Source organism: Streptomyces asiaticus, assembly GCF_018138715.1.
In the GTDB taxonomy this organism is placed as follows: Bacteria; Actinomycetota; Actinomycetes; order Streptomycetales; family Streptomycetaceae; genus Streptomyces; species Streptomyces asiaticus.
Map to the genome: position 1 here is coordinate 8,182,077 of NZ_JAGSHX010000006.1, position 25,477 is coordinate 8,207,553.

Genomic DNA, 25,477 nt, shown 5'->3' on the forward strand with positions numbered 1-25,477 from the left:
ACGAAGGACACCATGACCTCCGTACCCAACGTCACCCTCCACACCGGCCTCGAGATCCCGCAGCTGGGCTTCGGCGTCTTCCAGGTGGAGGACGAGCGGACCACCGGCGCGGTGCGCTCCGCCATCGAGGCCGGCTACCGCTCCATCGACACCGCGGCCATCTACGGCAACGAGGCCGGTGTCGGCCGTGCCCTGGCCGAGTCCGGTGTCCCCCGCGAGGAGCTGTTCCTCACCACCAAGCTGTGGAACGCGGACCAGGGGTACGACTCCACCCTCGCGGCCTTCGATGCCAGCCTGGCCAAGCTGGGCACCGACTATGTGGACCTCTACCTGATCCACTGGCCCACCCCGGCCCGTGACCTCTACCTGGACACCTGGCGCGCCCTGGAGAAGCTGCTGGCCGACGGCCGCACCCGCGCCATCGGCGTGTCCAACTTCCAGCCCGCCCACCTGGGGCGGCTGCTGGACCACAGTGGTGTGGTCCCCGTCATCAACCAGGTGGAGCTGCACCCCTACCTCCAGCAGGGGGAGCTGCGGGCCTTCCACGCCCAGCACAACATCGCCACCGAGGCGTGGAGCCCGCTGGCCCAGGGCGCCCTTCTCCAGGACCCCGCGCTCACCGCGATAGCGCGGCGGCACGGCAAGACGCCCGCCCAGGTGGTCCTGCGCTGGCACCTCCAGCTGGGGAACGTCGTGATCCCCAAGTCCGTGACCCCCGCCCGCATCCGGGAGAACATCGACGTCTTCGACTTCACCCTCACCCCTGAGGACATCGAGGCGATCAGCGCTCTCGACCGCGGTCAGCGCACCGGGCCGGACCCCGACACCCTCAACTGACCCGGCCACCGCGCCACTGGACCACCCCACTCGACCGTCCCACTCGACCGTCCCACTCGACCGTCCCACTCGACCGTGCCGCCGCGGCCGTGCTCATCAGCCGGCCGGGGCGGCGCGGCCCGTTCCCGCCCCGTTTCCCCTCTCCCGGAAGCCGTCCTCGCATCATGCCCACTGCCCTGAACCGCCTGACCCACCCCGGTGGCCGCCTCACCCTCGGCCTGGAACTCCCCCTGGACAACGACTGGGGGCAGTCCCGGCTGGCCACCGACCGGAAGGCGGGCCGCCCCTTCGGCGTGCCGTCCCTCGACGCACACGCCCATCTGGCCCGCCTCGCCGACCGGTCCGGATTCGCCGCCCTGTGGGTCCGTGACGTCCCGCTGTACGACCCGGTGCACTTCGGCGACGCGGGGTCGGTGTTCGAGACCTTCACCCACCTGGGACATCTCGCGGCGGTCACCGAACGCGCGGTCCTCGGCACCGCGGCCGTCGTCCTGCCGCTGCGCCGGCCGCTTCTGGTCGCCAAGGCGGCCGCGACCGTCGACGCCCTGTCCTGCGGGCGCTTCGTCCTCGGCCTGGCCAGTGGTGACCGTCCCGTCGAATGGCCCAGACCGCCAAGCAGGTCAGCGGCGACGCCATCAGCCGGGCCGTCGATCTGCTGCACGAGGCGGACGCGGTGGTGTTCTGCTGCATGGGCTCCTCCAGCATCGCCGCGGAGGAGGGGGTCATGCGGTTCACCCGAGCGGGTAAGAAGTGTCTGCTCTACCGCGACCAGAGCGTGCAGGTCATGCTGGCCACCATCCTGACGCCACGGGATGTGCTCATCGGCATCAGCGACTCCGGCAAGTCCACCGCCATCGTGGACGCCATGCGGCTCGCCCGGCAGACCGGGGCCACCTCCATCGGCATCACCTCCGTCCAGGACAGCCCGCTGGCGGAGCTCAGCGATGTGCCGCTGTTCACCTCCAACGTCGCGGGGGAGGGGCTGTACGGGGAGTCCGTCACCTCGAAGTGGGGCCGGCTGCTGCTGATCGACATCCTCTACGCCAGCTACGCGGCACGCCACTTCGACGACACCCTCCAGCACCTCAAGGAGACCTACGAGGCGGGCATCCGCCACTCCCGTTCCCCCGGAAGCCCGCCGGTGGAGAGCTGACCACCGGGGCCGGTCACCTGGACATGATGTGCAGGACCGCCGTACCGTCCTCCCCGGCGGCCATCAGGATCACCACGGCGCCGGGCTGGGCGGCCGGCCGCATGGTGCTCACCCTTCCGCACACGTTGCTGCTGCCGTGTTCGCGCAGCACGGTGAGGCATCCCTGGCCGGGGCCGCTCGCCCCGCCCCGGGAGCGGTTGCCGCCCGACTCCACCGTGTACGTGACCTTGTTCGGGCCGATCTCGTCCACGGTCAGCGTCGCCGGACCGGCCGGGCCCTCGAAACGGACCGTCACCCGCTCGGACACCGCGACCTCGCAGTTGCCGTCCGCGCAGGCGCCGATGTCACGCCCGTCCGCCGCCGACTCCGACGGTTTCGCCGAGGCGCCGGGATCGCCGGAAGGGCTGCCCGAGGGCCGTGCGGAACGGGACTCCGACGGGTTCCCACCGTGCGAGGGTGCCCCGTCGGTCGTGTCAGAACCGCCGCAACCGGCCACGGTCAGGGCGGTCAGCACCACCATCACGGCCGCCGTACGGCCCAGTCCCGGCTGATGCGCTCGCGCCCCGCGCGTTCCACGTACCGATCTCATGGTGGTCATCATGACCGGTGTCCCGGCGTGCCCGGGTGCGACATTCCGTCGCGGGGCCGGTCAGGGGGCGAGTTGGCGGCTGATGATGAGCCGCTGGATCTGGTTGGTGCCCTCGAAGATCTGCATGATCTTCGCTTCGCGCATATAGCGCTCCACGGGGAAGTCGCGGGTGTAGCCGTAGCCGCCGAAGACCTGGACGGCGTCCGTGGTCACCTTCATGGCGGCGTCGGTCGCCGTCAGCTTGGCGACGCTGGCCTGCCGGGTGTACGGGCGCCCCTGGTCGCGGCGGCGGGCCGCGTCCAGATAGGTGGCGCGCGCGGAGTCGACCGCGGCGGCCATGTCGGCCAGCAGGAAGCCGAGCCCCTGATGGTCGATGATCCTGCGGCCGAAGGCGGTGCGTTCGTGGGCGTAGCCGACCGCGGCGTCCAGGGCCGCCTGGGCGAGCCCGGTGGCGCAGGCGGCGACGCCCAGCCGGCCGGAGTCCAGGGCCTGGAAGGCGATGTGGAGCCCCTGGCCCTCGCCGCCGATGAGCCGGTCGGTGGCGAGGAGGGCGTCGTCCCAGAAGGCGGAGGTGGTGGGGATGGCGTGCAGGCCCATCTTCTCCTCGGGGCGGCCGAAGGTGAGGCCGTCGGTGTGGCCGGGCGCGAAGAAGCAGGAGATGCCATCGCTGCCGGGGGCGGTGCGGGCGAACAGGGCGTAGAAGTCCGCCTTGCCGCCGTGGGTGATCCACGCCTTGGTGCCGTTGATCCGGTAGGCGTCGGGGGCCTTCTCGGCGCGGCAGGTCAGGGCTGCCGCGTCGGACCCGGCCTGGGGCTCGGACAGGCTGTACCCGCCGATGAGCCGGCCGCCGAGGATGTCCTCCGCCCAGCGTTCGCGCTGCCCGGTGGTGCCGAACGTGAGCAGGGGGAAGGCGGCGAGGGTGTGGACGCTGGTGGCGATGGCGACGGCGGCCCAGCGCGCCGCCAGCTCCTCCAGGACCTGGAGGTAGACCTCGTAGGGCTGGCCGCCCCCGCCGAACTCCTCCGGGTAGGGCAGGCCCAGCAGCCCGGCGTCGCCCAGCAGGCGGAACAGGCCCTCGGGGTAGGTCTCGCCGCGTTCGTGCCCGTCGACGCGGGGGGCGAGCTCCTTGTCGGCGATCTCGCGGACGAGGTCGAGCAGGTCCTCGGCCTCACGGGTGGGAAGCAGACGGTCGACGGGCATCAGGGGCGCTCCTGAGGTGCGGACGGGCGAGGAGAGGTGCTGAGGGGGGGCCGGGGTCAGACGGAGACGGCCGCGGGGGCGTCGGCGGAGGCGGTCAGATCGTCCAGGGCCGCGCGGGCCGTGGCGCGGAACTCCTCGACCCGGGCCAGCTTGATGTCCTCGTAGCCGCGGACGGCCTCGACGAGCCGCACCAGATCCTCCACGGCCGTGGCGTTGCCGGGCGTCAGACGGGCCAGGGCGTCGCGGACCAGGCGCGGGTACTCCTCGATCAGCGCCCGCTCCTGGCGGCGGACCTCGGCGTATCCGAAGAGGTCCAGCCGGGTGCCGCGCAGCCGCCGCAGGGCGCGGAGGAGCGAGAAGAGGGCGGGGGCCGTGCGGCGGAGCCGGATCTTGCGCTTCATGCCCAGCGCGCGCAGCGCCGGAGGGTGCAGCAGAACGGACACGTCGGCATCGGCACCGAACTCGTCCGCGATCCTGGCCCGTTCCACGGTGTCCAGATGGAGCCGGGCCACCTCGTACTCGTCCTTGTAGGCCATGAGCTTGTGCAGCCCCTCGGCGTAGGCGACGGCGATGCGCTCGCCCGCCTCGTCACCGGCCCGCCGCCGGGCCGTCGCGGCCACCTGCTCCACCTCGGTGGCGTACCGCTCGGCGTAGGCCCGGTCCTGATAGGCGATCAGGTCGGCGGCGCGCAGGGCGACGGTGTCCTGGAGCGTCCCGGGACCGGCGGCGGTGGCCGCGACGGTGCGCGCCTCGGGTGTGACCTCCAGGACCGGCCGTTCCGGCGCGGCCAGGGTGCGCCGTACGGCCTCGGGGTCGAGGGCGGCGGCGCGCCCCCAGCGGAAGGCCGCGAGGTTCTTCTCCACGGCCGTGCCCAGACGGATCGCGCCCTCGATGGCGTCTTCCGTCAGCGGGAGGCAGCCGCGCTGGAAGGCGGCTCCGACGAGGAGCATATTGGTCGGCATGTGATCGCCGAACAGGGCCTCGGCCATGCTCTGCGCATCGAGGTAGAGGTTGTCCCCGGGGCGGGTGGCCGACTCGATCCGCTCCAGGGCGTCGTCCGGGGAGCCGGGCACGACGACCCGGTTGGTCACCATGGCCGCGGTGGGGACGATGGCGGAGTTGACGACGGCGATGGTGTGGCCGGGGCGGGCGATGCGGAGATTGGCGTCGGCGGCCGCCCCGAGCAGATCGAAGCCGATGAGCACGTCGGCGGTCGCGCGGGAGGCGCGCACGGCACCGGTGACCGGAGTGGCCGAGATCCGTACGTCACTGACGACGGGCCCGCCCTTCTGGGCCAGCCCCGTCTGCTCCAGTCCCGCCGCGTAGCGGCCGTCGAGATGGGCGGCCCGCTGGAGCATCTGGGAGACGGTCACGACACCGGTGCCGCCGATGCCGGGCATCCGCAGCAGTGTGCTCTCCCCGTCCACCGCCGGGGTGGGCGCGGTCAGGGCCACGGGCGGCTGGGGGATGGCACGGGGCCGCTTGTCCTTCGCCTCCTTGGCCGCCTCCGCCTTCGCCTTTGTCGCGTTCGCCTTCGGCTCGACGAGGAGGAAGGAGGGACAGTCGCCCTTCAGACAGCTGAAGTCGGAGTTGCAGGACGCCTGGTGGATCCGGGTCTTGCGGCCGAACGTGGTGTCCACGGGCTGCACCGACAGACACGTGGACACGTCCCCGCAGTCGCCGCAGCCCTCGCAGACCCGCTCGTTGATGACCACCTTCTCGGCGGGGGTGGGCAGCTGACCGCGCTTGCGCAGCCGGCGCTCCTCCGCGGCGCAGCGGTCGTCATGGATGAGCACGGTCACGCCGTCGGTGGCGGCCAGCTCCTTCTCGGCCTCGGGCAGATCGTCGCGGTGGCGCACCGTGGCGATCGGGTCGAGGCGTACGCCGCGGTAGTCGGCCGGTGCCGCGGTGGTCACCACGACCCTCCGCACGCCCTCCAGGGCGAGCCAGCGGGTCAGCGCCGGGACGTCCAGCCGCCCCTCCGGCCGCTGACCGCCCGTCATCGCGACGGCGTCGTTGTAGAGGAGCTTGTACGTCATGGTCACGCCCGCGGCGACCGCCGCGCGGATGGCGAGCGAGCCGGAGTGGTGGAAGGTGCCGTCACCGAGGTTCTGCACGAAGTGCCGGTCGTCGGTGAACGGGGCCAGGCCGATCCACTGCGCGCCTTCGCCGCCCATCTGGGTCAGCCCGATCTGGTGGCCGCGGCCCGCGCCATCGAGGGCGATCATGGCGTGGCAGCCGATGCCCGCGCCGACGAGGGTGTCATCGGCGGTGCGTGTGGAGGTGTTGTGCGGGCAGCCGGAGCAGAAGTAGGGCGTGCGCGCCGAGATGGTGGGCAGTGCGATCCGGGGCGCGGGCGGCGGTGCCAGCGAGGCCAGCCGGGCGGTCGCGGTCCGCGGCAGCCGGTCCTGGCCGATGCGCTGGGCCAGGGCCTTGGCCACGTCCTCGGCGCCGAGGGTGCCGCGGGCAGTGAGCAGCGGCCGGCCGTTCTCGCCGCGGCGGCCGACCACCACGGGCGCGTCGGCGCTGCCGTACAGGGCGGCCTTGAGGTGCCCTTCGAGGAAGGGCACCTTGTCCTCGACGACCAGGACCTGGTCCAGATCGCCGGTCATGGCCACCAGGTCCTCGTCGCAGAGGGGGAACGGCATCGCCAGCCGGATCAGCCGGATACCGAGCGCCTCCATGTCCGCCTCGCCGATGCCGAGGTCGGCCAGGGCGCGCCGCACCACGGCGTACGAGGTGCCGGAGGCCACCACGCCCAAGGTGGCGTGTGCGGCGCTGAAGGTGACGCGGTTCAGCCCGGCCTCGCGGGCGTAGGCGCGCGCCAGGTCCAGTCGGCGGGTGAGCATGTCGTGCTCGGCGTCCACGGACGCGGGGCCGACCAGAGTGGGCGGCGCCCCGCGCGGGGCGGCGGGCGGGGCGGGGATGTCGGGCCGGAGCGCGTCCAGGTCGACGATCGCCGAGGCGTCCGCGATATCCGCGACGATCTTCAGCCCGGCCCAGAGGCCGGTGGCGCGGGACAGTGCCACGGCGTGCAGTCCGAGTTCGAGGATCTCGGGCACGGAGCCGGGCGCGAGCAGGGGCATGGCCAGGCTCTGGCACATCGGCTCGCAGGAGCTGGGCACGGTCGAGGACTTGCTCCCGGGGTCGTCGCCGATCCAGGCCACCGCGCCGCCCAGCGCCGCCGTACCGGCCACCGTCCCATGCCGCATCGCGTCGGCCGCGCGGTCGAGACCGGGATTCTTGCCGTACCAGAACCCGGTCACCGCCTCGTGGCGGCGTCCGGGCACCTGCCCCAGCAGCTGCGTCCCGGCCACGGCGGTGGCGGCCAGCTCCTCGTTGAGCCCGGGCCGGAACACCACACCGGCGGGGTCGAGAAAGCGGCGTGCCCGGGCCAGCTCCAGATCGACCCCGCCGAGCGGTGAGCCCGGATAGCCGGAGACGAACGCGCGGGTGTCCAGGCCACGCGCCTCGTCCAGGCGGCGCTGTTCGAGGGTGAGCCGGACCAGGGCCTGGATGCCGGAGATCAGCACACGGCCGCCGCGGGCCGTGTAGGGGTCATCGAGAGAAACCGCGGCGGGGTCGGTGCTCACGTGAGCCTCCTCGGCGTGTCTGGGGTGCGGCTCAAGGACAGCAACACCCACCGGAGGAGCACAAGTAACTTGCGGCCGATCCGGGTGAAGACGCAAACTGCCGGGGAAATTCGCGAGTCTGACTAAAAGAGTTTGCGCGCGCTGTGCGGGTCGGGCGGGCGTGTGCGGCGCGGAGTGGAGGGCCGATGCCCGAGTTCGACGATGTGGACCGGCAGTTGCTGCGCATGCTGCGCGAGGACGGGCGGCGCACCTTCTCCGAGATGGCACCCGAGGTGGGATTGTCGGTGGCCGCGGTCAAGCGCCGGGTGGACCGGCTCAAGGACGCCGGGGTGATCAAGGGCTTCACGGTGCAGATCGACCACACCAAGCTCGGCTGGGGCATCGAGGCGTTCGTGGAGCTGTCCTACACCGGTACGACACCGGTCGGGGAGATCGTCCGCACCTGCTACACGGTTCCCGAGGTGCAGGCCGTCTTCACCATCGCCGGTGACCCCGACGCGCTCGTGCACGTCCGGGTGCGGGACATCGAGCATCTGCAACAGGTCATCGACGGTCTGCGCCGCGTCGGCCTGGTCACCGGAACCAAGACGCTGATGGTGCTGGGCTCGTGGACACGGCACGCCTGACCTGGGGGCGTGCCTACGGGTGTCCGGCGGATCTTGGCGCCTGCGGCGGGCCACGCGGCGGAGCCGCATATCGATGCCTCCCCCTCCCCGCCCCTTCCCACAACTAGGGCTCCGCCCCAGCCCCCGGACCCCGGGGTCCAGGGGCGGAGCCCCTACCACGCGGCGGAGCCGCATATCGGTGCTGCGGGAAGGGGCGGGGAGGGGAAAGATCCGTCGGACAACCCCCTAAGCGCGCTCGGGGCCCGCTTCGCCCTCTTCCGCGGCGAGGTTCTTCTCGACCTTCATGAGGATCCTGGCGAAGGCCTCGCGCTCCCCGTCGTCGAGCCCGTCCAGGATGTGCTCCTCCAGCCGCGCCCAGGTCTCCGCGACCTTGGGCCGCAGGGAGTAGCTCCGCTCCGAGGCCCGGACCAGCATGACGCGGCGGTCCTGCGGATCGCGGGCCCGGGTGACATGCCCGCCCTGCTCCAGCCGCCGCAGCATCAGGGTCACCGTCGACGGGTCCAGGTCGAGCGCCCTCGCCAGCTCCGACTGCCGGACCGACCCCGCGTCCCACAGGGTCATCATCAGGAATTCCTGGCCGGAGCAGAGGCCGGTCGGGCGCAGCAGCCTGCCCCCGGCGAGGCGGTGCAGGCGGGACACCCGCGCCAGGGTCTGACTGACGTGGCCGCCGTATCCGGCCTCCGTGGCGCCGGTGGGCTCGGCCTCCGTCGCGTCGATGTCCGGGAGCTCTCTGGTCATGGTGGCAAGGCTATCGTGGCCGACCAATCATTGGCCACCCAATGAATGGGTTATGGTGGCTTCGCCGCGAGGTCGTTGGTCGCCCAATGATCTCGTTGCCGACTGTTGTGCCCCATCGACCGCATGCCCCACCGACCCCGGGAGCCGTTGTGTCCACACCCTTCGATCCGATCGACCTCGCCGGGCTGCGGCTCCGCAATCGCCTGGTCATGCCCGCCATGGGCCGTGCCCGTGCCTTCGGGCCCGGCAATACGGCCACCGGCTCCATGGCCACGTACTACGCACAGCGGGCCACGGCCGGGCTGATCATCACGGAGGGTTCGCAGCCGTCCGTGGTCGGCCAGGGCTTCCCCCACACCCCGGGGCTGCACAGCGCCGAGCAGATCGCCGCCTGGCGCCGCGTCACCGACGCGGTGCACGCCGAGGGCGGGACGGTCTTCGCCCAGATCTCGCACGTCGGCAGGGTCGGCGACCCCGGCCTGCTGCCGGACGGGCTGGTCCAGGTCGCTCCCTCGGCCGTCGCCGCACCCGGCCGGCTGTTCACCGTCGACGGGATGAAGGACTTCACCACCCCACGCGAGCTGACCTCCCAGGAGGTGCGGGAGACGATCGCGGACTTCGCCCAGGCGGCACGCAACGCCGTCGAGGCGGGGTTCGACGGGGTCGAACTGCACGCCGCCTACGGCTACTTGATCCACCAGTTCCTGGCCCCCAGCTCCAATCTGCGCACCGATGAGTGGGGTGGTTCGACCGAGGGCCGGGTCCGGTTCGCGGCCGAGGTGGTCGCGGCCGTGTCGGCGGCCATCGGAACGCGGCGCACCGGGATACGGATCTCGCCCGGGATCCGTTACAACGGCATCGAGGAGCCCGACCTCGAGGCCACATACGTCCCGCTGATCCGTCGCCTGAACGAGACCGGCCCCGCGTATCTGCACATCGTCGAGGACTCCCGCGATCTGACCGGCATCCTCCGCAAGGAGTTCTCCGGAACCCTCGTCCTCAACCCCGCGACGGACGGGTTCACCAGCGCGGAGGAGCTGGCGCTCATCGAGGACGGTACGGCCGACATGCTGTCCTTCGGGGCGCTCTTCCTCGCCAACCCGGACCTTCCGGCCCGGCTGCGCGCGGGCGGGCCGTACAACACACCGGACGAGACGACCTACTACGGCGGCACCGACAAGGGGTACATCGACTACCCGCGCCTGAATGCCTGAGGGCCGGCCCTCCTGGCCACGGTCGTAGCCGTGCTCGATGTGGTGGTGCGCGAAGCCGCTCAGGCTGCGTGTGCCACGGTGAACCGCTCGACGGCGTCCCACAGTTCGCGCTCGCGCCGCGGGTCGTAGGACTCCTCCGACGACCGCGCCACCCGGGCGCGGTCGACGTAGGAGCCGGTCGGCGCCGCGGTCGTGCCCAGCACGACATCGGCGAGGTAGCGGCCCGCCGCGCCGCGGCCGGTGGCGAACGGCGTGAGGGCCATCACCGGCAGCACGCGCCGCATGGCGAAGCGGGAGAGCGGACCGGCGTTGCGGGCGAGGCCGGTGCCGGGGACGAAACCGGGGTTGTACGCGATGGCGTCGATCCCGGCCGGAAGCCTCCGCGCGTACTCGTGCACGAGGTGGATGGCGGCCAGCTTGCTCGTCGAGTACGCGGTGCGCCCGCCCGCCGTGCCGGCCGGCTTGGCGAAGGCGCCCGGACGGGCCAGGACATCGGGGGAGTGCCAGACGGGGCCGGGCACCATGCCCATGTTGTGCCTGAAGTCCCCGAAGTGGGTGTCGCTGACGGTGATCACGATCCGGGCGGGCGGGGCGAAGTGGTCCTGGAGCACCCGGACGAAGAGGTGGTTGGCCAGTACGTTGACGGCGAAGGTGGCCTCGTATCCGTCGGGGGACTCGGTCAGCGCGTTGGTGTACTGCATCCCCGCGTTGCCCACGAAGCTACGCAGCGGTGGCAGATCACCGCGCTCCAGCCGGTCGCGGATCTCGGCGGCGGCGGAGCGGACGCTCTGGAGCGAGCCGAGGTCCGCAGGGACGTACGAGACCGTCTGCCCGCCCGTGGCGAGCTCCTCGGCGAGCCGGGCGCCGGAGGACGCGCGGGCCACGACGAGGAGGTGTGCGTCGGGCGACCGCCGCACGATGTGCTCCGCGGCGACGCGCCCGATCCCGCGGCTCGCGCCCGTCATCACGATGGTGTGCTGCGCAGCAGGCATGGAAGGCTCCTTCGCTGGTCGGCCGATGGCGCCCGGCCGGGCGCGGCGGTTCCACGTTCGCCGCCCGTGCCCACGCCGGCCAGTGCCGTCCCCGTCACTAGGACCGGCAGTACCCAGGCTCATCCGGCGCCGCGCGGCGAGAATGCACCCATGGCTTCCTCCCGCTCCGACTTCGCCGCGCTGCTGCGCGCCTGGCGCGACCGCCTCGCCCCGGCCGACGCCGGCTTCACCCCGAAGGCGAGCCGCCGCGCCCCGGGGCTGCGCCGCGAGGAGCTCGCCGAGCTGGCCGGGCTCTCCGTCGACTACATCCTGCGCCTGGAGCAGGGACGCGCGAAGCACCCCTCGGACCAGGTCGTCGGCGCCCTCGCCCGCGCCCTCCAGCTGTCCCGCGCCGAACGCGACCAGCTGTACCGGAGCGCCGGGCTGCTGCCGCCGCGGGACGGGACGGTCAGCTCCCACGTGCCCCCGGGCATCCAGCGGCTCGCGGCGCGCCTGGGCGACGTCCCGATCGGGGTGTTCACCGCCGACTGGACCCTGGTGTGGTGGAACGCGATGTGGAGCGCCCTGCACGGCGACCCCACCGTGCTCCCGGCCGCCGAACGCAACCTCGCCCGCGCCCTGTTCGGCACCGGTGCCGCCCGCGACCCGGTGCTCCGCGTCCGCCCCGAGCGCGGAACCGACACCTTCGAAACCTCGATCGTGGCCGACCTCAAGGACGCCGTCTCCCGCTACCCCGCCGACGCCCGGCTCGCCCGTCTGGTGCGGGAACTCCGGGCGGAGTCCGAGGTCTTCGCCCACCACTGGGCCACCCGGGCGACCGCCGCCCAGCACACCTCGGACCGCAAGACGATCCGGCATCCGGAGATCGGCGACATCCTGCTCGACTGCGATGTGCTCATCGTCCCCGGCGCGGATCTGCGCATGGTCACCTACACGGCGGCGACCGGAACCAGCGACGCGGGCAAGCTGGACCTGCTCCGCGTCACCGGTCCCCACGGGTCAGGACGCGGGCAGCTCACCTCGGACCGTACGGGCCGCGGTGACCAGGTTCTCCAGTGAGGCGCGGGTCTCCGGCCAGCCGCGGGTCTTCAGCCCGCAGTCGGGGTTGACCCACAGCCGCTCGGCCGGGATGGCCTTCAGCCCCGTCCGCAGCAGTTCGGCCGCCTCCTCCGCGCCGGGCACCCGCGGGGAGTGGATGTCGTACACCCCGGGCCCGGCCTCGCGCGGATAGCCGTGGGCGGCGAGCTCGCGGGCCACCTGCATATGGGAGCGGGCGGCCTCCAGGCTGATGACATCGGCGTCGAGGTCGTCGATCGCCTGGACGATGTCGCCGAACTCGGCGTAGCACATATGGGTGTGGATCTGGGTGCCGGGGCGTACGCCGCCGGTGGTGAGCCGGAAGGCCTCGGTCGCCCAGGCCAGATAGGCGGGCCGGTCCGCCGTGCGCAGCGGCAGGGTCTCGCGCAGCGCGGGCTCGTCCACCTGGATGACCGAGGTCCCGGCCGCCTCCAGGTCGTTCACCTCGTCGCGCAGGGCGAGCGCCACCTGGCGGGCGGTGTCGCCGCGGGGCTGGTCGTCGCGGACGAAGGACCAGGCGAGCATGGTGACCGGTCCGGTGAGCATGCCCTTGACCGGGCGGTCGGTGAGCGACTGCGCGTACGCCGTCCAGCGCACCGTCATCGGCTCGGGGCGCGCGATGTCACCGGCCAGGATCGGCGGGCGGACGTAACGCGTGCCGTAGGACTGGACCCAGCCGTGCTGGGTGGCGAGGTAGCCGGTGAGCTGTTCGGCGAAGTACTGGACCATGTCGTTGCGCTCGGCCTCGCCGTGCACCAGCACATCCAGGCCGGTCTTCTCCTGGAAGGAGATCACCTCCTGGATCTCGGCCCTGATGCGCTCCTCGTACCCGGCCGTGTCGATCCGGCCCCCGCGCAGGTCGGCGCGGGCGGTGCGCAGTTCGCCGGTCTGCGGGAAGGAGCCGATGGTGGTGGTCGGCAGCAGCGGCAGCCGGAGGTGGGCGCGCTGGGCCGCGGTGCGCTCGGCGTACGGCTGGGAGCGGCGGGCGTCGGCCTCGGTGACCGCGGCGGCGCGGGCGCGGACGGCCGGGTCGCGGGTGATGGGGGAGCCCGCGCGGGAGGCGAGATCGGCCCGGTTCGCGGCCAGCTCGGCGGTGATCGCGCCGGTGCCGCGGGCCAGGCCCCTGGCGAGGGTGACGATCTCCGCGGTCTTCTGCCGGGCGAAGGCCAGCCAGCGCAGGATCTGCGGTTCGATGTCCCGCTCGGGTGTCGTGTCGAGGGGGACGTGCAGCAGCGAGCAGGAGGCCGCCACATCGACCCGGTCCGCCAGGCCCAGCAGAGTGCCGAGCGTGGCCAGGGACTTCTCCAGGTCGTTGACCCAGATGTTGCGGCCGTTGACGACACCGGCGATCAGCCGCTTGCGGGGCAGTCCGCCGACGGCGGCCAGCGCGTCCAGATTCGCCGCGGCGGCCTCCGTGAAGTCCAGCGCCAGCCCCTCGACCGGGGCGTTGGCCAGCACCGGCAGCGCCTCGCCGAGGCGGTCGAAGTACGAGGCGACCAGCAGCTTCGGGCGGTCGGTGAGGGCGCCGAGGTCGCGATAGGCGCGGCCGGCCGCGTGCCGCTCGGCCGCGGTGCGGTCCTGGACCAGGGCGGGCTCGTCGAGCTGCACCCACTCGGCACCGGCCGCCCGCAGATCGGCCAGGACCTCGGCGTACACCGGAAGCAGCCGGTCCAGGAGGGTGAGCGGCTCGAAGTCCGCGGGCGCGTCGGGCGCGGGCTTGGCGAGCAGGAGGTAGGTGACGGGGCCGACGAGGACCGGCCGCGCGGCCGGCCCGAGGGCGAGGGCCTCCTTGAGCTCGGCGACCTGCTTGGCGGAGTCGGCCGTGAACACCGTGTCCGGGCCCAGCTCGGGGACCAGGTAGTGGTAGTTGGTGTCGAACCACTTGGTCATCTCCAGCGGCGCCACGTCCTGTGTGCCCCGCGCCATCGCGAAGTACCCGTCGAGCGGGTCGGCGGCGACCGCGTCCCGGTGGCGGTCGGGGATGGCGCCGACCATGACGGTGGTGTCCAGCACATGGTCGTAGTACGAGAAGTCGCCGGTGGGGACCTCGTCGATGCCCGCCCCGGCCAGCTGGAGCCAGTTGGCGCGGCGCAGGTCGGCGGCGGTGGCCCTCAGCGCGTCGGCGGTGACGCGGCCCTTCCAGTAGCCCTCGATCGCCTTCTTCAGTTCCCGGTTCGGGCCCTGGCGGGGGTAGCCGTACACGGTGGCCCGTGCTGCCACGGCCGCGGACTTGGTGGTCACGGAGATCTCCTTCGCGAGATGAATCCCTGAGGTCCCGGCGACGGGAGGAGGGCGCGAAGGGTGACGGACCGGACGCCACGACGTCGCGCGGCAGGCGCGCGGTCGTCCGCCTGGTGCATGTTCGCCGACCCGCCCTCGAGGTCACCGGGATGTCCGCGCACGGGTGGTCCGTACGCGGGCAGATGGCAGGTCTTCGGACTCACGGGCGCGCCCTCCTCAGGAGGACACCTACTGGCCGTCGCTTCCCAGGTCCCTCTCACCGGACCCAGTGCGTATGACGGCGGTCGTTCCCGCTCACCGCTGCGGGGCAGTCCCGGATTCCCACCGGGTTCCCTCTTGCGACGTCCCGCCTGGCGGACGGGGCGAACCAGCTGCGCCGGCCAGCCTACGGCATGGGAAACCCCCGGCCGTGTCGGCCGGGGGTGCCGCTCCTCACGGGCTCGTGGAGCGGGGGGTCAGCACGAGCTGGAGTCCGACTGGCCCACCAGATTGACCGGGACGGTGACGAAGGAGAACTGGTTGCTGGCGCATACGCCGGGGAAGGTCGTGGTCGTGCTGCTGGTGTTGTCGACGGTGACATCGGGGCCGTCCTCCGCGAGGGCACCGGTCGCGCCGACGGCGAGGGACGCGGCGGTGAGAGCGAGCGTGGACAGGGCGGTCCGCATACGCATAGGAACTCCTTGCTGGGAATGAGCGGCCGGAAATGACCGGCTTCGCATGCATGGTGCCCCTTTGTCGGACGGATCGCGGCCCAACGTCCCCCCAATGGGGTAACGCGTCACCCGCTGTCACATCATGCGCCGCCGAGCCGTGCGTCGTCCTTGTCGACGAGGGTCTCGGAGAGCGAAGCGCGAGCATCAGTCTGCTGGCGATCTCGCTGGGCTCGGCGGGCCTCGGCGGGGCCTCTTCACGCGTCCATGGCGGTCGGCTCTGGCGCCTGCGGTCCCGTCGTCACCCGAGCCATCGGTGAGCTGATTGCCTCAGCCGCAGATACGAGGGAAATTCAGATTTCTTCCTCGCATCTGCGTGATCTTTGGTCTATCGGCATGGCATGTGCGTTTGCCTGGGATGGGTGTTCGGGTAACGCTCCTCCAGGAGGTGGTAGCCCGTGAGTGACTCCCTCGCAGCTGCCAGTACGGCCGCCGGTCCAATGGCGGAAGTCGCTCTCACCGGCGATCTGACCCGCCCCGCCCGGCTGACGGTGTCCGAGCTGCTCACCTGGCCCCAGCACCGGGCGCAGGTGAGCTTCGACTGCGCCACCAGCGGCATCCAGCGCCACCGCTTCACCGGGCCGTTCCTGCACGACGTCCTGGTCGCCGCCGGCCCCGGCTTCGACCCCGCCCGGCGCAAGGACCGGCTGCGCTTCCTGATCGCCGTACGCGGCGCGGACGGCCACCGCGCGCTGCTGTCCTGGGCCGAGATCGACCCGGACTTCGGCCGCGCCCCGGTCCTGCTCGCGGTCACCATCGACGACACTCCGCTCGACCGCGCGGGCCCCCAGCTCGTCCTGCCCCAGGACCGCTGCGGCGCCCGGTACATCAGCGGCATCGAGGCGATCCGCGTGGACGGCGGATACACCGTCTGGACGTGATGGCCCCTGGTGGAGCCCGGTGGCGGCCGGGCGTCAGATCAGCGGACGGTACGCCGTGAGCGTGACGGACAGCGTCACATCGCAGGGCTCGGGCAGCCGCGCGATGCGCTCCTCCAGCCGCTCGCTCTGCTGATGCCAGGCGTTGGGGCCCATCCCCACCAGCTGCGGCAGGGCCTTGTGGTCCAGTGCCATGGTGCTCCGCGACCGCTCGCGGGCCACCTCGGTGAAATGCGCCGAGAGCCGGTCCGCCAGCCGCTCGTCCTTCTGCTCGCCCACCCGCAGCAGCCCCAGCGCCGCCACCAGTTCCCGTAGATGATCCGGCCGGGGCGTCACCACCAGCAGCACACCCTCGGGGCGCAGAATCCGCCGCAGCTCGGCCGGATTGCGCGGCGCGAAGACATTGAGGACCACCGACGCGGCCCCGTCGGCGAGCGGCAGCCCGTCCCAGGCGTCGGCCACCACCGCGCTGATCCGGGGGTGCGCCCGCGCGGCCCGGCGGGCGGCGAACTTGGAGATGTCGAGCAGGATCCCCTCGGAGTCCGGGAACTCCGACATCACCCGGGCAAGGTGATAGCCCGTGCCGCCACCGATGTCCACGACACAGCCGGGGTCCCCGCCCGCGGCCTCCGGTGCCGTCTCGCGCGCCAGCGCGGCCAGCGCCCCGGCGATCGGCGCGTAGTGACCGGCGGCCAGGAAGTCCGCGCGGGCCGCCACCATGGCGGCGGTGTCCGCGCTGAACTTGGCGGCGCCACGCAGCAGATTGACGTACCCCTGCTTCGCCACGTCGAAGTTGTGCCCCTGCGAGCACTCCAGCGTGCCGTCGGTCATCGTCATGGCGCCGGAGCAGTACGGGCAGTGAAGGTACCGAACCGCCTCTTTCCGCATCGTGTCCCCCGTTACCGCCGTTGTCCTGACAGGGTCCCAGCCTATGCGGATGATCCGGGGGTGCCGCACACCCGCCCCCTGCCGCGGCCGGCGGGCGCGCTCGTTCCTTCGCGGCCAGTCCGCCCGGCGCGGCCGCCCGGCGGCCTCAGCGGCGGCGGGCGGCGGCCTCGAAGCGGCCCACCCAGTACGCGGTGCGGTCGAGATAGGCCGTCTCGGCCGCGCGGCCCGTCCGCCCGTACGCCCCGTTGTAGGTCCGGTAGCTCAGCGCCGTGGGTGGGGTGGCGGTGGCGGGTTCTATCTGGCTGCCCTCGTGCCACTCGTTGAACGAGGTGATCGAGACCCAGGTGGGCGGGCCCCCGTTGGCCGGGGAGAGGGCGTTGTTCCACTCCAGGTCGTAGGTGGCGCCGTCCGCGCGCTCCAGGGTGGGCGTGGTGTTGCCGGGCACGGCGCGGTCGTCGATGTAGCCGGGGCCGATGGACGGCGCCCAGACCATGCCGTGGTCGCGGCAGTACGCGGCCGGACCGGCCCACTGCGGATTGTTGCCCGCGGCGATGGCGTCGTAGGTGTACATGCCGCCGAAGTGCGCCACCTTTGACACGTCCGTGGTCTGGGCAAGCACGATCGCCCGGTCGGCCACCTGGTCCAGCGGGGTCCAGTCGGCGATCCGCAGGGACTCGAAGACGTAGTACGCGCCACGGTTGCCGTGTGCCGCGTCCCGGTGGAAGGCCGGATGGCCGCCGTACCGCTGGATGAGATAGCCGATGTCGTCCACGACGGACCGCGCGGTGCGTCCGGCGTACGGCTCGATGTGCCAGGCCACCTCGAGCCCGTGTGCGGCCGCCGCGTCCAGGAGCAGCGGCACCCGCTGGTCCTCGTAGCCGCCCCGCCCCCACCAACTGGTGACGAGCACACCGGTGCGGGCCTGGGCCAGCCACCCCATGTGGCGGTCGACCACGGCGCGGTCGCCGGAGTCGTACGCACCGGCCACCGGGTAGAAGTCGGAGCCGATCCGGTCGGGCGGGGTGAGGCCGCCCTGCGACCAGTGGCGCCAGGAGCCGCTGACCGCGGGGCTGCCGTACCAGGGGTAGGAGAAGATGTGCACGTCCGGCGAGGGCGCGAGCCGGGCCGCCGGTGAACTGGAGGCGGCGGGCACGGCGGCCGCCGCCCGGCCTTCCGCCGCGGCGGGGGACCCGGCGCCCAGGGCGACGCCCGCGGCCGTGCGGGTCAGAAAGGTCCGGCGCGAGGTGCCGGGGCTCTGTGCCATCTCACGTTCCTTCCGTGGTGGAGGGGCACCTCGGAACCCTCGTCAGCGGGGGTCCTCGGGGCCGGCCGGCGCCGCCGCGTACAGCACATGGCTGTCTGCATATGAGCCCTCGCCCGATGCGAAGCGTTCAGGAAACCGAATGGCGTTGGAGTAACGGAACATAGGCTTGCCGTGATATAGCGTCAAGACGAGCTACGGAAGTTGTCGGGGGCCGGGGTCGGCGGGGCGCCGGGCCGGGGAGCGGAGGCTGGCGTGGAATCGGTGTCGGGAGCAGCGCGGGTCCGGCGTCACGAGGACGTCAAGTCCGCGGCGCGCGTCCTGGAAGTGCTCGAACTCCTGGGTGCCGAGGGCGCCCGGCTCTCGCTCGCCGACATGGCGAGCACCCTGTCCGTGCCCAAGAGCAGCCTGCACGCGGTGCTGCGCACCATGGAGTCCCGCCGCTGGGTGGAGACCGACCCGTCCGGAACGCTGTACAGCCTCGGCCTCAAGGCGCTGCTGACCGGCACCGCCTATCTGGAGAGCGACGACCTGGCCGGGATCGCCGGGCCCGTGCTCGACCTGCTGGCCGAGGAGACGGGCGAGGCCGTCCACCTCGGACGGCTGGACCACACCGATGTCGTCTACCTGGCCAAGCGCGAATCCCGGCACGCCCTGCGGATGTACTCGGCGGTCGGCCGCCGGCTGCCCGCGCACGCCACCGCGCTCGGCAAGGCGATCCTGTCCCAGTACGACGCGGCGGAGGTCCAGCGCCGCCTCAACTGGCCGCTGGAGGCGCTGACTCCGAGCACCGTCACCGACCCGGACGAGCTCCTCGCCCAGCTCGCCGACGCCCGCAAGCGCGGCTGGGCGGCGGACGAGGGCGAGAGTTCGGTGGACATCCGCTGTGTGGCGGTCCCGCTCGGCACCGGGTACGGCGGCGGCGCCGCGATCAGCTGCTCGGCGCCGCGCAGCCGCATGGACGACGCCCGGCTGAGCGAGATCGCCGCCCATGTCACCGAGGCGGCCCACTCGTTGCGGACGCTGCTGAAGCGCCTCGGGGAGCACTGAGCCTCCGCACACCGCCGGGCGCCCGGGTCCGGCCGGATCCCGGTACGGACATTGACACCGCCCCTGAACCCTCTTTACGTTCGAATGGACGATCGCCATTCGGCTATGGGAATGGGAGCGTATGTCCGCGCCGCGCGAGCCGCACCTCCCACTGGCAAAGGCCCCCTGGGCGGAGGAGCGCGGCGACAAGCTCCGCATCACCACCGTACGCACCTTCCTGACGGCGTCTCAGGGCTGTCTCGCCCCGCTGCTGCGCGGCCGCGACCCCAGCGATGTCGAGGACCTGCACCGTCTGGCCCTCAACCGGGAGCGTGCAGAGGCCGTGACGACGAACGAGACGAGCAGATGGGCGCCGCAGGCGCGGGGACTGACCGGGAGGGGACCACTGTGGGCGAGCCGCTGAGGATAGGGCTGGTCGGGGCGGGGAAGATCAGCGGGGCCTATCTGGACACGTTGGCGCGCCTGCCGGGACTGCGCCTGACCGCCGTGACCGACCTCAACCGGGCCCGCGCCGAAGCCGCGGCCAAAACCGCCGAGGCGTCCTCCGAGACCGCGAAGGGCGTGGCCGTCGCCGCGTCGGCCGGCGAGCTGATGGCACGCGAGGACGTCGACGCCGTACTCAACCTGACCATCCCGGCGGCGCACGCCGAGGTGGCGCTGGCCGCGCTCGCCGCGGGCCGGCATGTGTACGGCGAGAAGCCGCTGTCCGGCACCCGCGAGGAGGCCGACGCCATCCTGGTCGGGGCCGGGCGAGCGGGGCTGCGGGTCGGCTGCGCGCCGGACACCGTGCTCGGCCCGGGCACCCAGACCGCGCGCAGGGCCGTGGACGACGGGCTCATCGGCACACCGGTCGCGGCCACCGCCTTCATGGCCACCGCCGGACCCGAGGTGTGGCATCCGGACCCGGAGTTCTACTACCGGCCCGGCGGCGGGCCGCTGTTGGATATGGGCCCGTACTATCTGTCCGCCCTGGTGCACCTGCTGGGCCCGGTGGTCCGGGTCACCGGGGCGGCCTCCCGGCCGCGCGCGCAGCGGAGTATCGGCAGCGGGCCGCGCGCGGGCGGACGCTTCGCGGTGGAGGTGGACACCCATGTCACGGGGGTTCTGGAGCATCGAGGCGGCGCGCTCACCACACTGCTGATGAGCTTCGATGTGCACGCGGCCCGGCTGCCGCGCATCGAAGTCCACGGCAGTGAGGGCTCGCTGTCGGTGCCGGATCCCAACACCTTCGACGGCCCGGTGGAACTCTGGCGCGGTGGCACCTGGGAGCCGCTGGCGCCGTCGGCCGGATACCTGGGCTCCACCCGGGGCTACGGCCTCGCCGACATGGCTCGGGCGCTGGTGGAGGGCCGTCCGCACCGGACCTCCGCCGAGCTCGCCCGCCATGTCCTGGACGTGATGCTCACCCTGCTCGACGCCGTCCGGGAGCGGATCTCGCTGCCGGTCGGCACCACATGTTCCCGTCCCGAGCCCGTGCCCTTCGCCGACGAGCTTTTCATGTCGGCGGGCCATGGCCAGGGGGTGTCCGACAGATCGTGACGCCCGCGGCGGGCCACGCGGCGGAGCCGCATATCGATGCTTCCCCCTCCCCGCCCCTTCCCACAACTGGGGCTCCGCCCCAGACCCCGGGGGTAAAGGGGCGGAGCCCCTGCCACGCGGCGGAGCCGCATATCGGTGCTGCGGGAAGGGGCGGGGAGGGGACAGTTCCGCCGGACACCCCGTAGGGCGGTGTCGAGTACGGGCACAAGGGTCCCCTCCACCCTGCCGAAGGCCCGTACCGCGGCGCGGCGGCGCGCGCCTGTGCTCAGCACGTCCGCGAGTATCCCCCACCGCATACGGAGGGCTGTCCCGCGCCCACGAGGCGGTGAACGGATGACCGGGCACAGGATTTTGTCAACGGGCTTTGCAAAGTGGGGCCGGCTCGGTACGGTCCCCTTACGCTCAACGGACGCGGTCCATCCCCCTCACCGAGGCTCGCATCCGTGCGGCGCCCCAGGCGCGACGGCGCGCGCTGTGCCCAACCCCCTTTGAGAATCACACTTCTCCCCGGAGGTTCCCCGTGCACAGGAAACGTCCCGACCTGCCCGTCCCCGGCCCCGCCCCGCGCCGCTCCGTGATGAAGGCCGCGGCCGGTGCCGTCCTGATCACCGCGGCGAACGCGCCCGCGTGGGCCGCGCCCGTCCGCAGGCGGCCGAAGGCGGGCCGGGTGCTGGTGTTCTCCAAGACGGCGGGCTTCCGGCACGACTCCATCCCCGACGGCATCGCCGCCATCCGGCAACTGGGCACCCAGGCCGGGTTCGCCGTCGACGCCACCGAGGACGCCGCCGCCTTCACCCCCGGCAACCTCGCCCGCTACGCCGCCGTGGTCTTCCTGTCCACGACCGGCGACGTCCTCGACACGGCCCGGCAGACGGCCTTCGAGGGCTATATCGCGGCGGGCGGTGGCTACGCGGGGGTGCATGCCGCCGCCGACACCGAGTACGACTGGCCGTTCTACGGCGGCCTGTGCGGTGCCTGGTTCCAGTCCCACCCGGCGATCCAGCAGGCCACGGTGAAAGTCGAGGACCACGGCCACCCGGCGACGGCCCACCTCGGAAACACCTGGGTGCGCACCGACGAGTGGTACAACTACCGCACCAATCCGCGCGGTACGGCCACCGTGCACGTGCTCGCCGCGCTGGACGAGTCCTCGTACAGCGGCGGCACCATGAACGGCGACCACCCCATCAGCTGGTACCAGGCGTACAAGGGCGGCCGGGCCTTCTACACCGGCCTCGGGCACACCAAGGAGTCCTACGCCGAGCCCGCCTTCCGGCAGCACCTCCTCGGCGGCATCACCTACGCCATGGGCATCACCTACGCCATGGGCGTGGCCAAGTGACCCCCGACGTCCCGCGCCGGCGGTTCATGGCCCTCGCCGCCACGACCACCACGGGCCTCGCCACCACCGGCCTGCCCGCCGGGGCCGCCCACGCCGCTCAGCACGGCGGCCACCAGGCGGCGGACCGGCCGCTTGCGCTGTGGTACCGCGCGCCCGCCGCCGACTGGCTGAGCGCCCTGCCGCTGGGCAACGGGCGGCTCGGCGCGATGGTGTTCGGGGGCACCGAGACCGAGCGGCTCCAGCTCAACGCGGACACCGTCTGGGCGGGCGGGCCGCGGAATTACGACAACCACAAGGGTCTTGCCGCCCTGCCCCGCATCCGGCAGCTCGTCTTCGACGGCACGTGGCCCGAGGCCGAGACGCTGATCAACTCCGACTTCCTCGGTGTGCCCGGCGGCCAGGCCCAGTACCAGACCGTCGGCAATCTGCTCCTGACGCTGCCGACGGGCGGCACGGTGTCCGGCTACCGGCGGGACCTGGACCTGGACTCGGCGATCGCCACCACCACCTACACCCGCGACGGTGTGACCTACACCCGCGAGGCGTTCGCCAGCGCTCCCGACCGCGTCATCGTCGTCCGGCTGTCCGCGTCGAAGAAGGGTGCCCTGTCCTTCGGCGCCACGTTCGACAGCCCGCTGCACACCTCCCTGTCCTCGCCCGACCCGCTCACCGCCGCGCTCGACGGGACCGGCGATGCCACGGGCGGCGTGGACGGCGCGGTGGGGTTCCGCGCGCTGGTGCGGGTGCTCGCCGAGGGCGGCACCACCACCAGCGCGGGCGGAACCGTCACCGTCCGGGGCGCCGACGCGGCCACCGTTCTGGTGGCCATCGGCACCACCTATGTGAACTGGGAGAACGCCCACGGCGACGCGGTGGGCCGGGCGGCGGCGGACCTCAACCCGGCGGCGAACCGCCCGTACGGACAGCTGCGCGGCCGCCATGTCGAGGACCACCGCGCGCTGTTCCGCCGTACCTCGCTGGACGTGGGCACCAGCGACGCGGCGGCCCTGCCCACCGACGAGCGCGTCACCCGCTTCGCCTCCGGCGGCGATCCGCAACTGATCGAGCTGCACTTCCAGTACGGCCGCTATCTGCTCATCGCGGCATCCCGCCCCGGCACCCAGCCGGCCAATCTCCAGGGCATCTGGAACGACCTGACGAGCCCGCCCTGGGGCTCGAAGTACACCATCAACATCAATACGGAGATGAACTACTGGCCGGCCGCCCCCGCCAACCTCCTGGAGTGCTGGGAGCCGGTCTTCGCGCTGCTCGACGAGCTCGCCGTGGCCGGGCAGTCGACGGCGCGTACCCAGTACGGCGCGAACGGCTGGGTCACCCACCACAACACCGACGCCTGGCGCGGCACGGCGCCCGTGGACGGCGCGTTCTGGGGCATGTGGCCGATGGGTGGCGCCTGGCTGTCCATGGCCATCTGGGAGCACTATCGCTACACCCGCGACACGGCGAAGCTGCGGGCGCGCTACCCCGTGCTCAAGGGCGCCGCCCAGTTCTTCCTCGACGCGCTGGTGACCGACCCGACCACGGGCGCGCTGGTCACCTGCCCCTCCGTCTCCCCGGAGAACGCCCACCACGGCGGGGGCGGCGGCTCGCTGTGCGCCGGGCCGACGATGGACATGCAGCTGCTGCGCGACCTGTTCGGCGCGGTGGCCTCGGCCGCCGACCTCCTCGGCACCGACGCCGCCTTCCGGGACCAGGTGCTCGCCGCGCGCGGACGGCTCGCCCCGATGAAGGTCGGCGCGCGGGGTCAGCTCCAGGAGTGGCAGCAGGACTGGGACGCGGGCGCCCCCGAGCAGCAGCACCGCCATGTCTCCCATCTGTACGGGCTGCATCCGAGCAACCAGATCAGCCGGACGCGCACCCCGGAGCTGTTCGCCGCGGCCCGCACCACCCTCGTCCAGCGCGGTGACGCGGGGACCGGTTGGTCGCTCGCCTGGAAGATCAACTTCTGGGCGCGGCTCCAGGAGGGGGACCGCTCCTACAAGCTGCTCACCGATCTGCTCACCCCGGAGCGCACCGCCCCCAACCTCTTCGATCTGCATCCGCCGTTCCAGATCGACGGCAACTTCGGCGCCTGCGCCGGAGTGACCGAATGGCTGTTGCAGAGCCAGCACGACGAACTGCATCTGCTGCCCGCCCTCCCGTCGAACCTGCCGGACGGGAGTGTGCGGGGCCTGCTGGTGCGGGGCGGTTTCGACGTGGACGTCAGCTGGCGGGGCGGTGCGCTGAGCGAGGCGCGGCTGGGGGCCAGGGCCGGAGGCCCTGCGCGGCTGCGCACGGCGAAGGCGGTGCGGGTGACCTCCGGGGACGCACCCGTCGCCACCACCCGGCCGGAGCCGGGGGTCACGGCCTTCACCGCGAACGCGGGCGCCACCTATGTGGTCCGTCCCGCCTGACCGCCTCCCCGCAGCAGGGCGGGGAGGCCGGCCACCGAGTCCAGTACGTGGGTCGCCCCGGCCGCCCGGAACGCCTCGTCACCGTGGGCCCCGGTGCGCACCCCGGCGACCAGCCCCGCCCCGGCCCGTACGCCGCTGAGGATGTCGTAGGAGGTGTCGCCGACGACGGCCACATCCAGGGCGGGGAGGCGTACGCCGGGTAGTAGCGGAAGCTGTCGGCGTCGGCGACCGACTGGTCGTTCGGGTGGTCCACGCGGAGATCGTCGCAGACCGGGGCGCGGGCCACGGGCGGTGGCCGCCGTCGGCCCCGTTCCGCCCGGTGCCGCTACCGGGCCCCCGGGGCGCCGGACTCCAGCAGCCGGCCGCCGTTCCAGACCACACCGACCTGGCGGTAGTACGCGGCGATCGGTTCGCGGACCTCCAGCCGGGCCAGCTCCTCGGTGGGGGAGTCGAACAGCTCCAGCTCGGCGTCGCCGACCCACGGCTGACCGCCCTCGAAGGAGGCGGCGCCGGACTCGATCAGCTCGTCGAGCGCGAGGCCCTTGCCGTTCTCGATCGACGGCAGCCGACGGTGGTGGGCCATCGGGTGGCCGTTGACGAAGCCACCGGTCCCGGAGGGCTCGCGCAGGGTCACCACGACCTGGGCGAGGCGCCGGTCGGCCGCGGCGAGGGTCGCGCCGAACCGGGCGCCGGGCTCGACGCGCGGGGCGGGCCCGTACGGGTGGGGGCGGGTCTGGTGGATGGAGCCGAGCTTCTTCGGATAGCCCTGGTGCAGGCCACGGGCGATCGCGAAGTCCTTGTCGACCCAGATGTAGACGCAGCGGGAGTACGTCCGGCCCCGGTACGTACAGCGGACGACCGCGAAGGTCTCCTTGTACTGGGAGAGCACCGGATCCAGCAGCTCCCGTCCACCGGCCGCGCAGGACTGCCAGTCGGCCCAGATCAGCGCGACCGCCCCCGGGTCCTCCTCGGCGGGCTCCAGCGGCTCCGGCAGGAGTTCACGCACCCGCGCGGGGTCGGTGCGGTACTCGATGGTGAGCAGATCGCCGGAGTAGTGCCACGGCGGGGCGGGGATGAGGGACGCGGCGCCGGTGGCGGTCCTGGGCGGGAAGTAGCCTCGGACGCTGGTCATGCC

Annotated in this window: 20 protein-coding genes, 3 pseudogenes and 1 riboswitch; of the genes and pseudogenes, 12 read left to right on the forward strand and 11 right to left on the reverse strand. The window is 72.7% G+C overall.

Going from position 1 to position 25,477, the window contains the following annotated elements:
* Nucleotides 1-12: 12 nt before the first annotated feature.
* From KHP12_RS42955 to KHP12_RS42965, 3 genes and pseudogenes are all read left to right on the forward strand, one after another.
* Entirely contained in the window at nt 13-837 is an 825-nt protein-coding gene (locus KHP12_RS42955; protein WP_086886349.1) for an aldo/keto reductase, read from the forward strand.
* Between the two features lie 164 nt (nt 838-1,001).
* Nucleotides 1,002-1,376 (forward strand): annotated as a pseudogene (locus KHP12_RS42960) (LLM class flavin-dependent oxidoreductase); the annotation flags it as partial.
* Nucleotides 1,377-1,435: 59 nt separating this feature from the next.
* Nucleotides 1,436-1,990, forward strand: a complete 555-nt coding sequence (locus KHP12_RS42965; RefSeq protein ID WP_086886350.1) for a MurR/RpiR family transcriptional regulator — start codon at nt 1,436-1,438, stop codon at nt 1,988-1,990.
* A 13-nt stretch (nt 1,991-2,003) separates the two neighbouring features.
* Here the strand turns inward: KHP12_RS42965 and KHP12_RS42970 are convergent, their stop codons facing one another.
* Genes KHP12_RS42970 through KHP12_RS42980 form a run of 3 tightly spaced genes read right to left on the reverse strand, consistent with a single transcriptional unit; the run spans nt 2,004 to nt 7,372 of the window.
* The gene (locus tag KHP12_RS42970; RefSeq protein WP_244203485.1) at nt 2,004-2,579 is read right to left on the reverse strand and encodes a hypothetical protein; all 576 of its coding nucleotides are present in this window, start codon (nt 2,577-2,579) and stop codon (nt 2,004-2,006) included.
* A 60-nt stretch (nt 2,580-2,639) separates the two neighbouring features.
* Nucleotides 2,640-3,779 (reverse strand): acyl-CoA dehydrogenase family protein, encoded by a 1,140-nt coding sequence (locus KHP12_RS42975; RefSeq protein WP_086886351.1) that lies wholly within the window; start codon nt 3,777-3,779, stop codon nt 2,640-2,642.
* Between the two features lie 56 nt (nt 3,780-3,835).
* Nucleotides 3,836-7,372 (reverse strand): indolepyruvate ferredoxin oxidoreductase family protein, encoded by a 3,537-nt coding sequence (locus tag KHP12_RS42980; RefSeq protein WP_086886352.1) that lies wholly within the window; start codon nt 7,370-7,372, stop codon nt 3,836-3,838.
* A gap of 185 nt (nt 7,373-7,557) precedes the next feature.
* On the opposite strand from KHP12_RS42980, the gene KHP12_RS42985 reads away from it, so the two are divergent.
* Nucleotides 7,558-7,998, forward strand: a complete 441-nt coding sequence (locus KHP12_RS42985) for an Lrp/AsnC family transcriptional regulator (RefSeq protein ID WP_086886353.1) — start codon at nt 7,558-7,560, stop codon at nt 7,996-7,998.
* Nucleotides 7,999-8,223: 225 nt separating this feature from the next.
* Here the strand turns inward: KHP12_RS42985 and KHP12_RS42990 are convergent, their stop codons facing one another.
* Nucleotides 8,224-8,736 (reverse strand): MarR family winged helix-turn-helix transcriptional regulator, encoded by a 513-nt coding sequence (locus KHP12_RS42990; RefSeq protein WP_086879918.1) that lies wholly within the window; start codon nt 8,734-8,736, stop codon nt 8,224-8,226.
* Between the two features lie 149 nt (nt 8,737-8,885).
* Between KHP12_RS42990 and KHP12_RS42995 the strand changes: the two genes are divergently transcribed.
* Nucleotides 8,886-9,950, forward strand: a complete 1,065-nt coding sequence (locus KHP12_RS42995) for an alkene reductase (RefSeq protein ID WP_086879919.1) — start codon at nt 8,886-8,888, stop codon at nt 9,948-9,950.
* 59 nt (nt 9,951-10,009) lie between these two features.
* On the opposite strand, the gene KHP12_RS43000 is transcribed toward KHP12_RS42995, so the two are convergent.
* Nucleotides 10,010-10,942, reverse strand: a complete 933-nt coding sequence (locus tag KHP12_RS43000; protein WP_208652848.1) for an SDR family NAD(P)-dependent oxidoreductase — start codon at nt 10,940-10,942, stop codon at nt 10,010-10,012.
* A 150-nt stretch (nt 10,943-11,092) separates the two neighbouring features.
* On the opposite strand from KHP12_RS43000, the gene KHP12_RS43005 reads away from it, so the two are divergent.
* Nucleotides 11,093-12,001: a helix-turn-helix transcriptional regulator gene (locus KHP12_RS43005; RefSeq protein WP_211834499.1), complete on the forward strand. Its 909-nt coding sequence runs from the start codon at nt 11,093-11,095 to the stop codon at nt 11,999-12,001.
* Here the strand turns inward: KHP12_RS43005 and metE are convergent.
* Together metE and KHP12_RS43015 are read right to left on the reverse strand one after the other, a co-directional pair.
* A complete protein-coding gene (metE, locus tag KHP12_RS43010) occupies nt 11,942-14,260 on the reverse strand; it encodes a 5-methyltetrahydropteroyltriglutamate--homocysteine S-methyltransferase (protein WP_211834500.1) in 2,319 nt (772 codons plus the stop codon). The two genes, KHP12_RS43005 and metE, sit on opposite strands and share 60 nt — an antisense overlap.
* Nucleotides 14,261-14,427: 167 nt before the next feature.
* Nucleotides 14,428-14,647, reverse strand: a riboswitch (cobalamin riboswitch).
* A gap of 68 nt (nt 14,648-14,715) precedes the next feature.
* Complete coding sequence (locus tag KHP12_RS43015) at nt 14,716-14,931, reverse strand: hypothetical protein (RefSeq protein ID WP_037961950.1); 216 nt, start codon at nt 14,929-14,931, stop codon at nt 14,716-14,718.
* 437 nt (nt 14,932-15,368) lie between these two features.
* On the opposite strand from KHP12_RS43015, the gene KHP12_RS43020 reads away from it, so the two are divergent.
* Nucleotides 15,369-15,851: a molybdopterin-dependent oxidoreductase gene (locus KHP12_RS43020; RefSeq protein WP_086879923.1), complete on the forward strand. Its 483-nt coding sequence runs from the start codon at nt 15,369-15,371 to the stop codon at nt 15,849-15,851.
* 33 nt (nt 15,852-15,884) lie between these two features.
* Here the strand turns inward: KHP12_RS43020 and KHP12_RS43025 are convergent, their stop codons facing one another.
* Together KHP12_RS43025 and KHP12_RS43030 are read right to left on the reverse strand one after the other, a co-directional pair.
* Nucleotides 15,885-16,736: a putative RNA methyltransferase gene (locus tag KHP12_RS43025; protein ID WP_086879924.1), complete on the reverse strand. Its 852-nt coding sequence runs from the start codon at nt 16,734-16,736 to the stop codon at nt 15,885-15,887.
* Nucleotides 16,737-16,881: 145 nt separating this feature from the next.
* Complete coding sequence (locus tag KHP12_RS43030) at nt 16,882-18,000, reverse strand: glycoside hydrolase family 99 protein (protein WP_211834501.1); 1,119 nt, start codon at nt 17,998-18,000, stop codon at nt 16,882-16,884.
* Between the two features lie 252 nt (nt 18,001-18,252).
* Between KHP12_RS43030 and KHP12_RS43035 the strand changes: the two genes are divergently transcribed.
* The 5 genes and pseudogenes from KHP12_RS43035 (at nt 18,253) to KHP12_RS43055 (ending at nt 24,342) form a co-directional block, all read left to right on the forward strand.
* A complete protein-coding gene (locus KHP12_RS43035) occupies nt 18,253-19,047 on the forward strand; it encodes an IclR family transcriptional regulator (RefSeq protein WP_086879925.1) in 795 nt (264 codons plus the stop codon).
* 121 nt (nt 19,048-19,168) lie between these two features.
* Nucleotides 19,169-19,450 (forward strand): hypothetical protein, encoded by a 282-nt coding sequence (locus KHP12_RS51865; protein ID WP_244202532.1) that lies wholly within the window; start codon nt 19,169-19,171, stop codon nt 19,448-19,450.
* The gene (locus KHP12_RS43045) at nt 19,435-20,586 is read left to right on the forward strand and encodes a Gfo/Idh/MocA family protein (protein WP_211834502.1); all 1,152 of its coding nucleotides are present in this window, start codon (nt 19,435-19,437) and stop codon (nt 20,584-20,586) included. Before KHP12_RS51865 ends, KHP12_RS43045 begins: the two co-directional genes overlap by 16 nt.
* 577 nt (nt 20,587-21,163) lie before the next feature.
* Nucleotides 21,164-21,898, forward strand: a pseudogene (locus KHP12_RS43050) (ThuA domain-containing protein); the annotation flags it as partial.
* Between the two features lie 56 nt (nt 21,899-21,954).
* Entirely contained in the window at nt 21,955-24,342 is a 2,388-nt protein-coding gene (locus KHP12_RS43055) for a glycoside hydrolase family 95 protein (RefSeq protein WP_246649280.1), read from the forward strand.
* Here KHP12_RS43055 and KHP12_RS43060 read toward each other — a convergent pair.
* Together KHP12_RS43060 and KHP12_RS43065 are read right to left on the reverse strand one after the other, a co-directional pair.
* A pseudogene (locus tag KHP12_RS43060) lies at nt 24,321-24,515 on the reverse strand (haloacid dehalogenase); the annotation flags it as partial. The gene KHP12_RS43055 and the pseudogene KHP12_RS43060 overlap by 22 nt on opposite strands.
* A gap of 152 nt (nt 24,516-24,667) precedes the next feature.
* Nucleotides 24,668-25,474: an acetoacetate decarboxylase family protein gene (locus tag KHP12_RS43065; RefSeq protein WP_210609028.1), complete on the reverse strand. Its 807-nt coding sequence runs from the start codon at nt 25,472-25,474 to the stop codon at nt 24,668-24,670.
* Nucleotides 25,475-25,477: the final 3 nt, after the last annotated feature.